This is a genomic window from Rhodopseudomonas boonkerdii (assembly GCF_021184025.1).
GTDB lineage: Bacteria > Pseudomonadota > Alphaproteobacteria > Rhizobiales > Xanthobacteraceae > Tardiphaga > Tardiphaga boonkerdii.
Genome location: NZ_CP036537.1, coordinates 857,433 through 873,333, shown reverse-complemented (window position 1 = coordinate 873,333; position 15,901 = coordinate 857,433). Strand labels below are relative to the sequence as shown.

At 66.5% G+C, this 15,901-nt stretch carries 16 protein-coding genes; 1 reads left to right on the top strand and 15 read right to left on the bottom strand.

The annotated features are described in order from the left end of the window. Position 1 precedes the first annotated feature (1 nt). The 10 genes from E0H22_RS04100 to trbB are packed head-to-tail and all read right to left on the bottom strand — an operon-like array spanning position 2 to position 9,614. Positions 2 to 1,261 (bottom strand): TraB/TrbI/VirB10 family type IV secretion system protein, encoded by a 1,260-nt coding sequence (locus E0H22_RS04100; RefSeq protein ID WP_192799971.1) that lies wholly within the window; start codon positions 1,259 to 1,261, stop codon positions 2 to 4. Beyond that, positions 1,258 to 2,310 (bottom strand): P-type conjugative transfer protein TrbG, encoded by a 1,053-nt coding sequence (gene trbG / locus E0H22_RS04095; RefSeq protein ID WP_151612106.1) that lies wholly within the window; start codon positions 2,308 to 2,310, stop codon positions 1,258 to 1,260. The genes E0H22_RS04100 and trbG overlap by 4 nt, the downstream gene beginning before the upstream one ends. Then, the gene (trbF, locus tag E0H22_RS04090) at positions 2,310 to 2,990 is read right to left on the bottom strand and encodes a conjugal transfer protein TrbF (RefSeq protein ID WP_151612104.1); all 681 of its coding nucleotides are present in this window, start codon (positions 2,988 to 2,990) and stop codon (positions 2,310 to 2,312) included. Before trbF ends, trbG begins: the two co-directional genes overlap by 1 nt. Before the next feature lie 2 nt (positions 2,991 to 2,992). Then, a complete protein-coding gene (gene trbL, locus E0H22_RS04085) occupies positions 2,993 to 4,348 on the bottom strand; it encodes a P-type conjugative transfer protein TrbL (RefSeq protein ID WP_151612102.1) in 1,356 nt (451 codons plus the stop codon). 1 nt (position 4,349) lies between these two features. After that, positions 4,350 to 4,751 (bottom strand): putative entry exclusion protein TrbK-alt, encoded by a 402-nt coding sequence (gene trbK-alt, locus E0H22_RS04080; protein WP_151612100.1) that lies wholly within the window; start codon positions 4,749 to 4,751, stop codon positions 4,350 to 4,352. A 10-nt stretch (positions 4,752 to 4,761) separates the two neighbouring features. After that, positions 4,762 to 5,523: a P-type conjugative transfer protein TrbJ gene (trbJ, locus tag E0H22_RS04075; protein WP_151612098.1), complete on the bottom strand. Its 762-nt coding sequence runs from the start codon at positions 5,521 to 5,523 to the stop codon at positions 4,762 to 4,764. Continuing rightward, on the bottom strand, positions 5,520 to 7,958 hold the full coding sequence (trbE, locus tag E0H22_RS04070) for a conjugal transfer protein TrbE (RefSeq protein WP_151612096.1): 2,439 nt from the start codon (positions 7,956 to 7,958) through the stop codon (positions 5,520 to 5,522). Before trbE ends, trbJ begins: the two co-directional genes overlap by 4 nt. Positions 7,959 to 7,972: 14 nt before the next feature. Beyond that, complete coding sequence (locus E0H22_RS04065) at positions 7,973 to 8,254, bottom strand: VirB3 family type IV secretion system protein (protein WP_151612094.1); 282 nt, start codon at positions 8,252 to 8,254, stop codon at positions 7,973 to 7,975. Further along, entirely contained in the window at positions 8,254 to 8,547 is a 294-nt protein-coding gene (locus E0H22_RS04060) for a TrbC/VirB2 family type IV secretion system protein (RefSeq protein ID WP_233026127.1), read from the bottom strand. Before E0H22_RS04060 ends, E0H22_RS04065 begins: the two co-directional genes overlap by 1 nt. A 50-nt stretch (positions 8,548 to 8,597) precedes the next feature. Beyond that, positions 8,598 to 9,614, bottom strand: a complete 1,017-nt coding sequence (gene trbB / locus E0H22_RS04055; RefSeq protein ID WP_151612092.1) for a P-type conjugative transfer ATPase TrbB — start codon at positions 9,612 to 9,614, stop codon at positions 8,598 to 8,600. A gap of 167 nt (positions 9,615 to 9,781) precedes the next feature. Here trbB and E0H22_RS04050 point away from each other — a divergent pair, with 167 nt between their 5' ends. Further along, positions 9,782 to 10,261: an SRPBCC family protein gene (locus tag E0H22_RS04050; RefSeq protein ID WP_151612090.1), complete on the top strand. Its 480-nt coding sequence runs from the start codon at positions 9,782 to 9,784 to the stop codon at positions 10,259 to 10,261. A gap of 34 nt (positions 10,262 to 10,295) precedes the next feature. Here E0H22_RS04050 and E0H22_RS04045 read toward each other — a convergent pair whose 3' ends face one another. The 5 genes from E0H22_RS04045 to E0H22_RS04025 all read right to left on the bottom strand — a co-directional run bounded on the left by E0H22_RS04045 (position 10,296) and on the right by E0H22_RS04025 (position 15,856). After that, complete coding sequence (locus tag E0H22_RS04045; protein ID WP_151612088.1) at positions 10,296 to 10,727, bottom strand: ribbon-helix-helix protein, CopG family; 432 nt, start codon at positions 10,725 to 10,727, stop codon at positions 10,296 to 10,298. 10 nt (positions 10,728 to 10,737) lie between these two features. After that, positions 10,738 to 12,723, bottom strand: a complete 1,986-nt coding sequence (locus E0H22_RS04040) for a conjugal transfer protein TraG (RefSeq protein WP_151612085.1) — start codon at positions 12,721 to 12,723, stop codon at positions 10,738 to 10,740. A 24-nt stretch (positions 12,724 to 12,747) separates the two neighbouring features. Continuing rightward, positions 12,748 to 14,487 carry a relaxase/mobilization nuclease domain-containing protein gene (locus E0H22_RS04035; protein WP_151612083.1) on the bottom strand — a complete coding sequence of 580 codons (1,740 nt, stop codon included), beginning with the start codon at positions 14,485 to 14,487 and terminating at the stop codon, positions 12,748 to 12,750. 244 nt (positions 14,488 to 14,731) lie between these two features. Next, on the bottom strand, positions 14,732 to 15,505 hold the full coding sequence (locus E0H22_RS04030; RefSeq protein ID WP_151612081.1) for a lytic transglycosylase domain-containing protein: 774 nt from the start codon (positions 15,503 to 15,505) through the stop codon (positions 14,732 to 14,734). Positions 15,506 to 15,508: 3 nt separating this feature from the next. Further along, positions 15,509 to 15,856: a DUF736 domain-containing protein gene (locus E0H22_RS04025; protein WP_151612079.1), complete on the bottom strand. Its 348-nt coding sequence runs from the start codon at positions 15,854 to 15,856 to the stop codon at positions 15,509 to 15,511. Positions 15,857 to 15,901: the final 45 nt, after the last annotated feature.

Genomic DNA, 15,901 nt, shown 5'->3' with positions numbered 1-15,901 from the left:
CTCAGCCTCCGTAGGGTTCGAGCACTAGATCGCGCGTGACGATGACGCGGACGGGGAACCCCGGCCGGATGGTGAGCGTCGGAGCAATGTTGAGCTGACGCTGGACGATCTGCTGACCGGTCTGGCTGACGCTGTTCGAGGCGCCCTGACGAAGAGCGCGGACGATATCGCTGTCCTGACCCGACGAACCGGCCTCGGCGCCGATACTCAGGATCGTTGAGAGCGCAGCGGCCTTGAACAGTTCGCCCCAGTGATAGTCGACACCATCCTCGAGCCCGGCATAGCCCTCCGCGTCTGCACCAGGCTGACGCTCCAGCACGATGGAGCGGCCATTGGGGAAGATCAGCCGATTCCAGACGAGGAGAATGCGCCGCTGACCGAAGCCGACGCCGCTGTCATACTGCCCGACGACGCGCGTGCCCTGGGGCACGAGCAGGATCTTGCCGGTCGGGCTGTCATAGATGTTCTCGGTCACCTGCGCGGTGATCTGACCGGGCAGGTCGGAGCGAATGCCTGTGATGAGCGCGGCGGCGATGACGGCACCGGCCTGAAGCACATTCTTCGACGCCGGCGCCGCAACACGATCCGGCGAGACGGTTCGCTTGTCGGGCGCCTGGTTGAGGAATGCGAGCTGCCGGTCCTGCGCCGAGGGCGTCGCCGGCTGCGGCGCGAGGCCGAGGCTGGAGAGATCGGCGAGAGGCGTGGCGGTCGCGGTCGGTTGCGCCGAGGTCGCGGCACTGGCGGGCCGATTCTCGGTCGAGGCGAACAGCCGTGCGGTCCGCGCAGCCTCCAGCTCCTGGGCCCGGCGTTGTTCCTCTGGGCTTGGTCCCACGGGGCCTGTCGGCCGTGCGCCGATCGGCGGCACGGGGGCGCCATTCTGCGCATTGAGGATCGGACGGCCGAGGTCGCCGGGCAGTGGCGGGCCGAGCTTCGGAACGCCGGAATAATCCTTCGGCAATCCAGCGAGGCCATCCGGTGTCGAGCGGTTGTCCGTCGAGTACAGCTCCTGGCCCTGGCCGCCGTGACGGGTTTGAAGCGCGTAGATTAGCGCCCCGCCAACACCGAGGCTTGCAGCGAGACCCAGACCGGCCAGCACTTTGCGGGAAAGGCGGGTCACACGCGGCGGCTCGGCACGCAGCCGCATCGTCGCGGCGGGTTCGCCGGTCAGCGGCCGGGTGTCATCAACGTCGGCCGGCTGAGGCTCGGGCGTCGAACCCAGCGCCCGGCCTTCTTCCATTTCGGGATCGCGTTCGTCGCTCACGATGCCGGCCTCCCGTCGGTGCGGGATATGCGGACGCGCTTCTGGTCCTTGCCCGCGCCGAACCGCAATTCGGCGGCGGCGAACAGGCGATCCACGATAATGTAGTTGCCGCGCACGCGATAGTTCACCAGCTCGGAGGTGTCGCCCTCCGGCCCGACCACGAACAGCGGCGGCATCTCGCCTTGGCCGATGCCGCGCGGAAATTCGATGAACACCTGTTTCCCGTCATCGAAGGCGCGCTGCGGCCGCCACGGCGCGCGGTCGCCCGTCACCTCGTAGCGGAAATTGACGCGGGCGAGATCAATGCCGCTGGAGACGGGCTGCGCGGCCTCGGCCTGCTGGTTCTGACGGCGCAGCGCGATGAGTTGGTCCTGCGGATATTGCCAGGACACCGACGCCATGTAGGTCGAAGGCGTCGCGCGCAATTCCATGTGATAGGTGCGCCGGTCGGTGTTGATGACGAGGTTGGTCATCAGCTCGGCGCGGGTGGGCTTCACGAGGATATGGATCTGCTTCGCCGCGCCAACGCCGCTCTCGGTATCGCCGATGATCCAGCGCACCGTGTCGCCGGCGGCGACGGGACCGGAGCCGACGAGCTGCTCGCCGGGCTGAAGCGCGATGTCGGTGATCTGCCCCGGTGACGCGTAGACCTGATAGAGCGCGCCATCGACGAAGGGATAGACCTGCATCGAGTTGATGAAGCCGTTGCGGACGGGTTGGACGCGCGCGGCGGCGTTGGCCTGGTTGACGCGCGTGGCGGGATCGGCCGGTTCTGGCTCGGGCTTGCCGTCCTTGCCGAGCGGCTTCAACTGACCGGGCAGCGGGAGCGGCTTGGGCAATTCCACCACCCTGACCGGCGCTGGCGGATCGGACGTTTGAACGGCCGGAGCCGCATTGTCGTAGGAGATCTCCGGCGGCGGCGTGTGTCCGGCACAGCCGGCGAGCGCCGACGTGCAAAGCCAGAGAAGTGGCAAGCCGGATTTACGGAAAGCCGGAACGGCGCGGTTGAGGAAAGCCGGCCTCCCGGCTTTGCGGAAGGTCGGTGTCATTATCCAAGCTCCTTCGACCAGTTGATGGCGTTGACGTAGATTCCGAGGGGATTCTTCCGCAGCGTGTCGGCGTCACGAGGGGGCTGCACGACAACGGTGAGGATGGCGGACCAGCGCTCGGTGGAAGCCAGCGAGCCATCCTGATAGCGGCGCTCGATCCAGGCGATGCGGAAGCTCGACGGCGAGGCGCGGATGACCGAGGACACCTCGATCGCGATCTGCTGCTTGCCGACCTTGGTGAACGGGTCGTTGGCGCGAGCATAGTCGTTGAGCGCGAGCGCGCCGCCCTGTGTCGTGAAATCATAGGCGCGCAGCCAGTTCTGCCGCACGATGATGGCGTCGGACGGGATCGAGCGGACCTGCTCGATGAAGCGCGCGAGGTAGAAGGCGATCTGCGGATCGTTCGGCTGATAGTCGGCGGTCGCCGGTGCCACGGCCTGCGCCTGGCCGAGCCGGTCAACCTGCACCACCCAGGGCACGATCGAGCCGTTGGCGGACTGCCAGACCAGCGCGGCCGAAAGCCCGCCCGCGAGCGCCAATGAGCCGAAGGCCATGTAGCGCCAGTTGTGGGCCTGCACGCGGGCGGAGCCAATGCGATCGTCCCAGACCTGCGCGGCGCGCTGATAGGGCGTCTCGGGCTGAGGGGTTTTGCCGTAATGAGTGGATGGTCGTTTGAACATGGTCAGTTGCTTTCGGAAAGGTTGACGGAGGAGCCGCCGCCATGGCTGTCGCCACTGCGCACGGCGTGGGCGGCGGCCTGAACGCCGTGTGACATCTGCTGCGAGCGTTTCATGCGCTTCGCCCAGGCCGGCGGGCCGTCGCCGGCAGAGGACGCGGCTCCCGCAGATGCGGCCTCCGCAGCGGTTGTCGTTGCGGCGCCGGAAGTACCCGTGGCGATCTCCGTCGCGGCTTGGCCGCCGGCCTGATAGCTCTGCTTGAGGCTGTCGGCGGCGCGCCCGGCTGCGCGCTTCAACGGTGAGACGGCCGCCTTCGCGCCGGTGCTGGCAACATTACCAAGACCGGACGCGACACCCGATGCACCCGTTTGTCCGGCCGCGCCGAGGCTATAGGCGGTGGAGGCCCCGCCTGCGAGGGCTGCACCACCGCGGGCCGCAGCGGCTGCGCCGCCAGCAAGTGCAGCTCCACCGGACACGGCTGCGCCGGCGGCGGCCGCGCCGGCTGCGACAACGCCACCGGCGGCGAGACCAGTACCAATGGCCGCGCCTGCGCCGAGCTGCGGGCCACCGGAGATGAGGCCGTTGGCGATGCCGGGGCCGAAGATGCCGAGACCAAGCAGCGACAGCGCGGCAAGCACGATCGCCATGGCGTCGTCGATCGACGGCGTTGCGCCGTTGAAGCCGGAGGTGAACTCGGAGAACAGCGTCGAGCCGATGCCGATGATGACGGCGAGAACCAGCACCTTGATGCCGGAGGAGATGACGTTGCCCAACACGCGCTCGGCCATGAAGGCGGATTTGCCGAACAGGCCGAAGGGAATGAGGACGAAGCCGGCGAGCGTGGTCAGCTTGAACTCGATCAGGGTGACGAAGAGCTGGATCGCGAGGATGAAAAACGCCAGCAGCACCAGAGCCCAGGCGAAAAACATGCAGGCGATCTGGATGAAGTTCTCGAAAAACGACCAGTAGCCCATCAGGCTGGAGATGGAGTCGAGCAGTGGGCGGCCGGCATCGAGACCGGTCTGGGCCACCTTGCCGGGTCGCATGAGATCGCTGACGGCGAAGCCCGTACCCGACGCCTTCAGGCCGAGGCCCGCGAAGCTCTCGAAGATGATGCGGGCGAGATTGTTCCAGTTGGAGATAAGGTAGGCGAAGACACCGACGAAGAGCGTCTTCTTGATTAGCCTCGCCATAATGTCGTCGTCCGCGCCCCACGACCAGAAGAGTGCGGCGAGCGTGACGTCGATGACGATCAAGGTGGTGGCGATGAAACCGACTTCGCCACCGAGCAGGCCGAAGCCGCCGTCGATGTAGCGAGTGAAGACCTCAAGGAAATGGTCGATGACGCCGGTGCCGCCCATGTCAGCGAACCTCCGGCCGGGCGCGCTCGGCCTGCATCGCAGGCTCGGTCACGCCCGCTGGCGCACTGTCTTTGTGGATAGGATCAGCCGACGCGGGCGCACTTGGAAACATCGTGGTCGGCGCAACCGGCGACGATGATGAAACCGGGGCCGGCCGGCCGAGGAAGCGGCGCCGGTTCTCTGCCCATGCCTTCAGGCAATTGGGATCGCGCGTGCCGGCCTCACCGATCTCGGAACAGCGAAGCAGTTCGGCGGCGAGAGGATCTTGTGCTGTGACCGAACGGCCCTGCGTCGCGAGGACGTCCGGCGAAACGTCCTTGCGGCTCATCTCGATCGCGGTCGCCGTGATGGCGACCGCGACGAAGACAATGGCGCCGACGCGAGCGAGGGTCTTGCCGTCCATCGCGCTAGCCTCAGTTGCCGCTGTTCGGGAACATTCGGGCGTTGCCGGGCTGATAGCCCGAGCCCGGCGTCAGGAAACGCCGGCGCTGCTCGCGGCCCTGTTCGGCGGCGGCGGCCTGCTCAGCCGACTGCAAGGCCTGCGCCCGGCCGTTGGCCGCCACGACGGCGGTGAGATCCGCGAGTTGCTGCGCCTGAAGCGCGAGGAGCTGGTTGCCGGCCTGCGTCGCCTGCAGCGCGCCGGTCGCGCCCTGGCTCTGGCCGATCAGCGCGGACATCTGCGTGCGGTTGGTGTCGATGTTGCCGACGACGCCCGCCTGCACCCGCATCGCGTCCTGCAGGCCGCCGACAGTGTTCTGCCAGCGCGAGCGCGCATCGATGACGAGTTGCTGGTCGGAGGCCGACAGTGAGACGTTCCCGTATTTCTGCTGGAACATCCGATCGATCTGCTGGACGTCGTAGGCGATATTCTGCGCCTGGTTGAGAAGCTGCTGCGTGCGCTGAACGGACTGCTGAAGCTGCTGCAGCGACGAGAACGGCAGGCTCGCCAGGTTGCGTGCCTGGTTGATCAGCATCTGCGCTTCGTTCTGAAGCGAGGTGATCTGGTTGGTGATCTGCTGGAGCGATCGGGCCGCCGTCAGCACGTTCTGCGCATAGTTCGAGGGATCGAACACGATGATGGCGTGGGCGGGCGTCGCCAGCATGGGCGTGAGCGCGACGGGAGCGGATAGCAGCGCGGCAGCAAAACGCGCTGCGCGGGAATTGCGCAGTTTCATTGGGACGTCTCCTTGTTGGTGAGCGTGGGGATGAGATCGGCGGCCCAGCCGACTTCACGGTGATCAAGCCAGGCGGCGAGAAAGCCGTCGCGGCCGTGTTCGGCGACGATTCGGGCGATGGCCGCCTGATCGGTCTTCGATGACGCGGCGCAGAGCGCGAGCGCGACATCGGACAGGCCGAGCTCGAACAGCCGGTTGCCGCGCCGCGACTGGCAGTAATAGTCGCGCTTCGGCATCGCCCGCGCGATGATCTCGATCTGGCGGTCGTTGAGGCCGAAGCGGCGATAGATCGCGGTGATCTGTGGCTCGATCGCGCGCTCGTTCGGTAACAGGAGCCGGGTCTGACAGCTTTCGATGATGGCGGGCGCGATCGCCGAGCCGTCGATGTCGCTGAGCGATTGCGTGGCGAAGATGACGCTGGCGTTCTTCTTGCGGAGCGTCTTCAGCCATTCGCGGAGCTGGCCGGCGAAGCCGTCATCGTCCAGCGCCAGCCAGCCCTCGTCGATGATGAGAAGAGTCGGCGAACCATCTAGCCGATCTTCGATCCGATGGAAGAGGTAGGAGAGAACCGCGGGCGCCGCGCCGGTGCCGATCAGCCCTTCGGTCTCGAACGCTTGAACGAAGGCCGAGCCAAGATACTCGCGCTCGGCGTCGAGCAGCCGGCCGTAGGGACCGCCGACGCAATAAGGCCTGAGCGCCTGCTTGAGATCGTTCGATTGGAGCAGCACGACCAAGCCAGTGATCGTGCGCTCCTCGACGGGCGCCGATGCCAGCGAGGTCAGCGCCGTCCAGATATGCTCCTTCACCTCGGGCGTGATCGGCACCCCCTCGCGGGTCAGGATCGATACGATCCAGTCGCCCGCCCAAGCGCGCTCGGGCACGTCGTGAACGCGAGCGAGCGGTTGAAGGCTGACGCTATCGGTCGCGCCGTCGCTGAGATCGCCACCGAGGTCATGCCAATCGCCGCCCATGCCGAGCGCCGCCGCGCGGATCGAGCCGCCGAAGTCGAAGGCGAAGACTTGGGCGCGGGCATAGCGTCGGAACTGCAGCGCCATCAGCGCCAGCAGGACCGACTTGCCCGCGCCGGTCGGGCCGACGATCAGCGTGTGGCCGACGTCGCCGACGTGAAGCGAAAGCCGGAACGGGGTCGAGCCTTCGGTCTTGCCGAAGAGCAGAGGGGGCGCTGCAAAATGCTCGTCCCGTTCCGGCCCCGCCCACACCGCTGACAGCGGGATCATGTGGGCGAGATTGAGCGTGGAAATCGGAGGCTTGCGGACGTTCGCATAGACGTGGCCGGGCAACGAGCCGAGCCAGGCGTCCACCGCGTTGATGGTCTCGGCCGTGGCGGTGAAGTCGCGGCCCTGGATGACCTTCTCGACCAGGCGCAGTTTCTCGTCGGCTATGCGCGGATCCTCGTCCCACACCGTCACCGTCGCGGTGACATACGCCATCCCGGCATAGTCGGCGCCGAGTTCCTGGAGCGCGAGATCGGCGTCAGCCGCCTTGTTCGCGGCGTCGGTGTCCACGAGGACGGACGCCTCGTTGGTCATCACCTCCTTGAGGATCGCGGCGATCGACTTGCGCTTGGCGAACCACTGCCGCCGAATCTTGGTCAGCAGCTTGGTCGCGTCGGTCTTGTCGAGTAGGATCGCGCGCGTTGACCAGCGATACGGAAATGCGAGACGGTTCAGCTCGTCGAGCAGGCCCGGCGTCGTCGCCGTCGGAAAGCCGGTGACTGTGAGGATGCGCAGATGCGACGTACCAAGGCGCGGCTCGAGCCCGCCAGTGAGCGGCTGATCGGCGAGCAGCGCGTCGAGATAGATCGGCGTTTCGGGGACGCGGACCCGATGCCGCTTGGTCGAGACGCAGCCGTGGAGATAGGTGAGCGTCTCCGCGTCATCGAGCCAGCGGCATTCCGGCATGAAGGCTTCGACCAGGCGCAGGATGCGATCGGTGCGATCGGCGAAGCCGGTCATCACCTCGTTGGGGTCGAGGCCCGACTTTTCCCGCCCCTCGTAGAGCCAGGATTCTGCACGCGCGGCGTCCTCGGCCGGCGGCAGATAGGTGAAGGTCAGGAAATAGCTCGACTCGAAATGCGCGCCGGCTTCCTCGAAATCCGCCTTGCGCTCGGCATCGACCAGCGCCGACGCGGGATCGGGAAAGCGGCTGTCGGGATAGAGGTTCGAGGCATGGCGCTGCGCCTCGACGAAGATCGCCCAGCCGGAGCCGAGGCGTCGGAAGGCATTGTTGAGGCGGCCGGCGACAGCGACCAGTTCGGCCGGGACGGCGCTGTCGAGATCGGGGCCGCGGAACTGCGCGGTGCGCTGGAAGCTGCCGTCCTTGTTGAGGACGATGCCGGCGCCCACCAGGCCCACCCACGGCAGGAAGTCGGCGAGTCGGCTGTTGCGGTTGCGGTATTCGGCGAGGTTCATCATCGGCGCGCTCCCCGTCAGACCGAGAGGTGCGCGGGGACGCGCAGATGGCGGCGCACTACGTCGACGAAGAGCGGATCGCGCTTCGCTGCCCAAACTGCCGCGACATGGCCGATCGCCCAGATGGCGATGCCGACCAGCCAGAGACGCAGCCCCAGGCCGACGGCGCCAGCGAGCGTCCCGTTCATGATGGCGATGGCGCGCGGCGCGCCGCCGAGCAGGATCGGCTCGGTCAGCGCCCGGTGAACGGGGGCCGTGTAACCCGGGACTTCACCGCCCTGTTCGACAATGCCCGTCATCAGACCAGCGCCCCGCCGCCGAACGAGAAGAACGACAGGAAGAAGCTCGACGCGGCGAAGGCGATCGAGAGACCGAACACGATCTGGATCAGCCGACGGAAGCCGCCGGACGTGTCGCCGAAGGCGAGCGTCAGGCCGGTGACGATGATGATGATCACCGCGATGATTTTGGCCACGGGGCCTTCGATCGATTGCAGGATCTGTTGCAGCGGTTGCTCCCACGGCATCGACGAGCCGGAGGCGTGGGCGGGCGCGGCCATCACTACCGACAGCGTGGCGATGGACACGGTCATGCCGAGACGTTGGCGCACTTGAGTCAGGCGCATTGGGCGCAGGCGGTCGATCACAGGCTTTCTCCTTCAGGGCTTGGGGTGAGCAGGGCCGGGTCGCCGTCGCCCTCGATGACGGCCGGCGCGATGCGATAGTCCCCGTCCGGGCCGAGGCCCTCGACGCGTGCGAGTTCGGAAAGCCGGCGCAGAGAGCCGCGGCCGGAGAGGACGGCGACGATGTCGATTGTCTCGGCGATCAGCGCCCGCGGGACAGTGACGACGGCCTCCTGGATGAGCTGCTCCATCCGGCGCAGCGCACCGATCGCGGTGCCGGCGTGGATCGTGCCGACGCCGCCGGGGTGTCCGGTGCCCCAAGCCTTGAGCAGCTCCAGCGCCTCGGCTCCGCGCACCTCGCCGACCGGAATGCGATCGGGGCGCAGGCGCAGCGACGAGCGCACGAGATCGGACAGCGAGGCGACGCCGTCTTTGGTACGCATCGCCACGAGATTCGGCGCGGCGCATTGCAGCTCGCGCGTATCCTCGATGATGACGACACGATCGGCGGTCTTCGCGACCTCGGCGAGGAGAGCGTTGGTAAGCGTGGTCTTGCCGGTGGATGTGCCACCGGCGACGAGGATATTGGCGCGAGACGCCACGCCCTGGCGCAGCATCACAGCCTGTCCGGCCGACATGATCCCGGCGTGGACATAATCGTCGAGCGTGAACACCGCGACCGCGGGCTTGCGGATCGCGAAGGCCGGCGCGGCGACGACAGGCGGCAGCAGGCCCTCGAACCGCTCTCCCGTCTCGGGCAGCTCCGCCGACACGCGCGGCGCGCCCGCGTGAACCTCGGCGCCGACGTGGTGGGCGACCAGGCGGACGATGCGCTCGCCGTCCGCCGCTGACAGCCGCTCGCCCGTGTCGGACAGCCCCTCGGATAGGCGGTCGATCCAGAGCCGCCCATCAGGGTTGAGCATCACTTCAACGATGCTGGCGTCGTCGAGGTAGCGGGCGATCGCCGGGCCAAGCGCCGTGCGCAGCATTCGCGCGCCGCGCGCCAGACCTTCCGCATGTTGATGTGAAGCCGCCACATGACCCCCGATTCCATCGGGGTCGAGACAGTCCTTCCCCGGACGGGGATGATTAAAAGGGCCTGATTTTGGGCCGATTCAACAAAGATTCATCGGCGTAGTAGTGTAGCGTGCAAATACAGGAGAACGGCGGGGTCAGAATTCGAACGACGCGAGGTGAGCGATCAATGACGGCGAATATCAGCCATGGGAGAACCGACTCAGCGACGCGATTCATCGCCGCCAGCGCGGACGTGATCTATCGTGCGTTTGTTGATCCCAAGGCATGGCCGCAGTGGCTTCCGCCGGATGGGATGACCGGCCAGATCTACGAGTTCGACGCCCGGCCAGGTGGCACCTACAGGATGGCGCTGACCTATCGCGGCGATCACCCGAATGCAGGCAAGACCTCCGACGACACTGATGTCGTCGAAGGTCGCTTCGCAGAGCTGGTCCCGAATCGTCGCGTCGTCCAGATCGTGACGTTTCAGTCCGATGATCCGGCTTTCGCCGGCGAGATGCGAATGACGTGGAGCCTGTCGCCCGTGGCGGGCGGCACTGATGTCTCGATCATCGCCGAGAATGTGCCGATCGGAATAAGCAAAGCGGACCACGATGTCGGGCTTCGTTCGACTCTCGAAAACCTCGCGAGATTTGTCGAAGGATGATCTTACGCCGATCCGGTTAGATTGACGCGACACACTATGGCTCACCGTCGGCGGCGACGTCCTCGGAAATCTCCTGCCTTAGCTTCGGACCCTTCGCGAGGCGGCGGCCGAGAGCGGTGACGAACTGATCATAGCGTTCGCCGGCCTTGGCACGCGCAGCCTGCGCAGCAGGTTCCGGCAACGCCGGCGTGGTGGCGACCCAGAACCGCACGAACACTGCCAGCATCTCGACGGAGATGCCGACGTCGCGTTCCATCCGCGTCATGCGGCGATCGAGCTGATCGAGGCGCTTGGTGATTGCGGCTTCCTGCCGCTCAGCCGCATCGGGCGACAGGAAGGATTCGATGGCCGCCTCCGCGACCAGCGATCGTGAATGATCGCGGCGCGCAGCATGCTCGGTAAGCCGGCGCATCACGGCGGGATCGAGATAGACAGAGAGGCGCTGCTTTTTCGCGGATTTCGTCATGGCGACCTAACTAAAGCTCCATGCCGTCACCGGGATCGAGCGACACCTGACGCGCCACACCCTGCATCAGCCGGTTCATCCGGCTATTGCGGGTGGCGTCATCCTCGGCGTCATCGGCAAGGCCGATCTCGAACTCGTTCTCGATCGGCGCCTTCTTCTCGACGGGCTTCATGCGGCTCAATTCGGGCTGTTGGCGACGCTCGGATCCGGTCGGATCTTCGTCGCCCGTCTCCATCCCGGGCTTTGCCTCGGCGATCGCAGGCCGAGCCGGAAGCGGCAGCGCGGTCCAATCGTCAGGCCGGCCGTGCTTCGGCTGCGCGAGCGCCGGCGGCGGCAGGATGCGTTCCTTGAAGCGGGCATCCTCATAATAGCGCGCCTTCTTCGCTCGGATCGGCGGCGTGCCCGCGACCATGACGATCTCGTCGGTCGGCGGGAGCTGCATGATCTCGCCGGGGGTGAGCAACTGGCGGGCCGTCTCGGATCGGGAGACCATCAGATGCCCGAGCCAGGGTGACAGCCGATGCCCCGCATAGTTCCGCATCGCCTTCATCTCGGTGGCGGTGCCGAGCGCGTCTGACACGCGCTTGGCCGTGCGCTCGTCGTTCGTGGCGAAGCTGACGCGCACATGGCAGTTATCGAGGATCGAATTGTTCGCGCCGTAGGCTTTTTCAATCTGGTTGAGACTCTGGGCAATCAGGAAGCTCTTGAGGCCGTAGCCCGCCATGAAGGCCAGCGCGGACTCGAAGAAGTCGAGCCGCCCAAGGGCCGGAAACTCGTCCAGCATCAGCAGCAGCCGATGGCGGCCGGCCTTCGCCTGCAGATCCTCCGTCAAGCGGCGGCCGACCTGATTGAGGATCAGACGTATGAGCGGCTTGGTGCGGTTGATGTCGGAGGGTGGCACGATAAGATAGAGCGTCGTCGGATGTTTGCCGCCCACGATGTCGGTGATGCGCCAATCGCAACGCCGCGTCACCTCGGCGACGACGGGATCACGGTAGAGGCCGAGGAACGACATGGCGGTGCTGAGCACGCCCGATCGCTCGTTGTCGCTCTTGTTGAGCAGCTCGCGCGCGGCGCTGGCGATGACGGGATGCGGCCCAGCTTCGCCGAGGTGCGCTGTCTTCATCATCGCCGCCAGCGTCGACTCGATCGGGCGCTTCGGGTCCGACAGGAACGCCGCAACGCCGGCAAGCGTTTTGTCCTCCTCGGCGTAGAGGACATGGAGGATCGCGCCGACCAGCAGCGCATGGCTGGTCTTTTCCCAGTGATTGCGCTTCTCCAATGAGCCTTCGGGGTCGACAAGGATATCGGCGATGTTCTGAACGTCGCGGACCTCCCATTCGCCGCGGCGCACTTCGAGCAGCGGATTGTAGGCCGACGATCTGGCGTTGGTCGGATCGAACAGCAGTACGCGGCCGTGCTTGGCGCGGAATCCCGCCGTCAGCGTCCAGTTCTCGCCCTTGATGTCATGAACGATGGCCGAGCCGGGCCAGGTCAGCAGCGAGGGCACCACCAGGCCGACGCCCTTGCCGGATCGTGTCGGCGCGAAGCACAGCACATGCTCCGGCCCGTCATGGCGGAGGTAGTCCCGCTCGTATCGACCAAGCACGACGCCATCGGCGCCGAGCAAGCCGGCGGCCTGCACCTCCTGCCGTTCGGCCCATCGTGCCGAGCCGTAGGTCTCGACCTTTTTGGCCTCGCGCGCCCGCCAGACCGACATGCCGATCGCGACCGCGATCGAGATGAAGCCGCCCGATGCCGCGATGTAGGCGCCCTCGACGAAGATCGATGGCGCATAGGCGTCGAAGCCATACCACCACCAGAAAAACGAGGGCGGCAGGTAGAAGGGAAAGCCGAATAGCCGGAACCACGGCTGCCCCAGCTCAGGCTGGAAGGCGAGCCGCCAGGCCACCCATTCGGTCGCGCCCCAGGTCGTGACCAGCACGATGGCGAAGACGGTGAGAATCTGGCCCCAGAGAATTTTCGTAGCGGACATTGGGATGGATCTTTCTGCGAGGGATCAGAGGCCGAGGCCGCGCTTGCGGCCGAAGCTCCAGTCGATGCCGCCGTCATCGCGGGCGACGCCGGAGACGTGCTTGCCGAGCTGCTTTTCCAGCGAGGGCGTCCACGGCACGAGCTGGAAGCCGAGGCCGTCGTCGAGCATGGCGAAACGGCCCGAGGCGAGCGTGAAGCGCTGACGGTAGGAGCCGGCGACATATTCGCCGCTGGCCGCCCGATTGAACGGCTGGCCGGTCTCGGCGGCCAGCTTGTCGCCGAGCGCCTCAAGCTCGCGGCGGCGCAGCGTGTCGATCAGGTTTCGAGTGAAGGTAACACGCTGGCCATGACGCTCCCCGAAACCCTGTCTGACCAGGTGATCAGCGCGGCGCTCCAACGCCTGTCGAACTTCAGCGCCGAACCCACCCTGGGACAGCGCGGCCGGCTCGCGGGCGATATTCTGCCGGTCGAGCCAGGTTGCGCCTGACGCGGAGATCTGGCGGTCGATGTCGAGATCGGAGCGGATGGCGATCGCCACGCGCCGCTGCCCTTGGTTGTCTTCGAACCTGCGCAGCTCGACGATCGAGCCCGACGCGCTGTCGCCGGCCGCATCGAGGTCGGGGAGCTTGATGTGATGGGTGCAGCCATCGACACCATCGACCACAGCATAGGCCGTGCCCTTCAGCTCGTCGTCGAGGCCGCGATCGACCAGCCGACCGATGATCGGGGTGTCGAGACTCTCTGCCGCCAGCACATAGCTGGCCGAGCCGCGCTCGATGCCGCGTTCGGTCAGCGCGCGGTGCATCCGCTTGATGATGTCACCGCGCTCGCCGAGCTCGCGCAGCGTCGTCTCGGCCCTGCCGTCGATCATCCACTGGCCGGGGCCGACCTGTTCAGCGAGACCAAGCGTTTCGAGCTTGCGAAGCCGCCCGACCTTCAGCGCGTGATACTCGTCGGGCCGGATGTTCGGATCGGGCGCCATGTCGATGACGCCTCCCTCGCGGCCATCGCGAACAAGCTGCCGATCGAGTTGGGTCCAGCGCTCCGCCTCGACCTGGCGCTCCAGATTGCGGCGGATGTCGAGATCGGTGCGCGGCCCCAATTCCTGCGTGATGAGATCGGCGGCGCGGGCGCGCATCCCTTCCTTGATGTAGTCACGCGCGATGACGAGATCCTGCCCATCGTCGGCGCGCCCGCGCAGGATGATATGGACGTGCGGGTTGTCGGTGTTCCAGTGATCGACCGCCGCCCAATCGAGCTTCGTGCCGAGATCCTTTGCCATCTGGCCCATCAGGTCGCGGGCGAAGGATTTGAGGTCCGCCATGTCGACCGCGTCTTCCGGCGATACGATGAAGCGGAAATGATGCCGGTCGTCTTGGCATCGCTCGGCGAAGCCGCGGCCGTCGACGTCATCAGTCTCCGGCCCGAACAGCCGGGCCTTCTCCCCGTCGCGGGTGACGCCCTCGCGGCGCAGGTAGCTGAGATGGGCGGCAAGTGGCGCGGCGCGCGCGTGATGGCGAACGAGCCTGGTCTTGATGACGACGATGCGCGAACGTCCCGTCAGCAGTCGATTGGCGCGCACGCTCGCCGTCCGGCCGCGCCCGAAGGTCGAGCGGTTGCCGGAGCTGATCCGGCCGGAGCGCGAGATACGTGCGCCGGCCTTCTGCGCGGCAGCGAGCGCCTGAGCGATGAAGGGTCGGGCCCGCTGCGCGCTGGTGGAACGGATACGGCCAGGCCGGATGCGAAAATCGTCGTCGCCGCTCATGGCCGAGCCCCCACACATCGCGCCAAGGGCATGAAATCGCGGCGAAACCAGCATTGACGCGAGGTGCGCATAAACCCCGCACATCGCGAAATCGTCTCATAACCTATTGAAACAACACAACCGACCGACGCCGCACCTCGCGGCTTTTTATCTCGCCATCGTCCGGTCGTGTTGCCTGCCTCCAGCCTCCACGCACGCCATGTCACGCCGGAGCCCGCTATCGTGCGATCCGGAACCGGGCTGCTCATGGCGTATTCCTCCCGCCGGAGCGCGGGACAAATAGCCCGCCCGACTGCGGCTCGATGGCGGAAACATCGCGCACGGATGATGACGTCATCGCAGCATCGGAAGCGCGCTCACCCGGCACGGGATCGGTCGCTGGTCTGCGGTCCGGCTGTGCAATGAACAGCGGCGCGCGTGTCCAGGCGAGCGGATCTAGCGCTGCGACCACGATTGGACCGGCTGCATCACCGCTGGCGACGGACGGCATGACGCTCGCAACATAGGCGCGCGTTTCCGCGGGCAGCGCACGACCCCTCAGCGAGTCCTCGTAACGACCAGGCCCGGCATTGTAGGCCGCGATCCAGCCGGGCGATCCGTAGCGATCGAACAGCTCGCGGATATAGCCGGCGCCGGCGATGATGTTGTCATGCGGATCGTAAGGATCGACGCCGAGACGGTGGCGAAGGCGCAAGCCCGCCCAGGTCGGTGGCATGATCTGCATCAGGCCCATCGCGCCCTTCGGCGATAAAGCGCGCGGATCGCCGGCGCTTTCGGCACGCATCACCGCCCTAATCAATGCGATCGGAACGCCGAAACGCTTAGATGCCTCGGCGATGTGATCGGCATAGGGATCGCGTGGCGACGGCCGGACGATCGGAGCGCGCTGCGCCATCGTGACCGACGGCGTGACGCTCGCGAGGGTAAGGCCGGAAAGGAGAAGGAGAGCCATGCGCCGGGCAGCGCAAAGCGGCCCGGACGCACTCGAGCGGCTCGTCGTTTGGCGGCGAGCAAGCATCGCTCAATCCTTCTCGCCACGATCGCGTGGACGCGACCAGTGCAGCGACCAGGCGTTGCCGGGATCGTCGTCGCGGAACAGGTTGGCGCGGATCGGATGCGGGAATGTCGGATCGTCGATCAGCAGCGCGACATATTCGCCGGCCTTCTCGCCGGTGCGTTTCCAGCCCGCGCCGATCTCCGGGCCTGTTTCGTTGCTCATGCCGTCGAAGAGGTGAACGCGATAATCCGGCGCGTTCTCCGCGTCGAACGGTTCCGCCGCGACGATGATGATGTCCTGATGCAGCAAGAGCGTCCCGAGATGTCCGATGAAGCCGGTCTCGTCGCGCGTGAATTCGCCAATCTGGGGCATGTCAGTCTCCTTCGCGGTGGGGGTGGGAATGCCATCGGCGAGCAC

Excerpts from the sequence above, each read along its gene's own strand:
- trbG (WP_151612106.1), bottom strand. The coding sequence starts at position 2,310 with ATGACACCGACCTTCCGCAAAGCCGGGAGGCCGGCTTTCCTCAACCGC.
- trbF (WP_151612104.1), bottom strand. The coding sequence starts at position 2,990 with ATGTTCAAACGACCATCCACTCATTACGGCAAAACCCCTCAGCCCGAG.
- trbL (WP_151612102.1), bottom strand. The coding sequence starts at position 4,348 with ATGGGCGGCACCGGCGTCATCGACCATTTCCTTGAGGTCTTCACTCGC.
- trbK-alt (WP_151612100.1), bottom strand. The coding sequence starts at position 4,751 with ATGGACGGCAAGACCCTCGCTCGCGTCGGCGCCATTGTCTTCGTCGCG.
- trbJ (WP_151612098.1), bottom strand. The coding sequence starts at position 5,523 with ATGAAACTGCGCAATTCCCGCGCAGCGCGTTTTGCTGCCGCGCTGCTA.
- trbE (WP_151612096.1), bottom strand. The coding sequence starts at position 7,958 with ATGATGAACCTCGCCGAATACCGCAACCGCAACAGCCGACTCGCCGAC.
- E0H22_RS04065 (WP_151612094.1), bottom strand. The coding sequence starts at position 8,254 with ATGACGGGCATTGTCGAACAGGGCGGTGAAGTCCCGGGTTACACGGCC.
- E0H22_RS04060 (WP_233026127.1), bottom strand. The coding sequence starts at position 8,547 with ATGACCGTGTCCATCGCCACGCTGTCGGTAGTGATGGCCGCGCCCGCC.
- E0H22_RS04050 (WP_151612090.1), top strand. The coding sequence starts at position 9,782 with ATGACGGCGAATATCAGCCATGGGAGAACCGACTCAGCGACGCGATTC.
- E0H22_RS04045 (WP_151612088.1), bottom strand. The coding sequence starts at position 10,727 with ATGACGAAATCCGCGAAAAAGCAGCGCCTCTCTGTCTATCTCGATCCC.
- E0H22_RS04040 (WP_151612085.1), bottom strand. The coding sequence starts at position 12,723 with ATGTCCGCTACGAAAATTCTCTGGGGCCAGATTCTCACCGTCTTCGCC.
- E0H22_RS04035 (WP_151612083.1), bottom strand. The coding sequence starts at position 14,487 with ATGAGCGGCGACGACGATTTTCGCATCCGGCCTGGCCGTATCCGTTCC.
- E0H22_RS04030 (WP_151612081.1), bottom strand. The coding sequence starts at position 15,505 with ATGCTTGCTCGCCGCCAAACGACGAGCCGCTCGAGTGCGTCCGGGCCG.
- E0H22_RS04025 (WP_151612079.1), bottom strand. The coding sequence starts at position 15,856 with ATGCCCCAGATTGGCGAATTCACGCGCGACGAGACCGGCTTCATCGGA.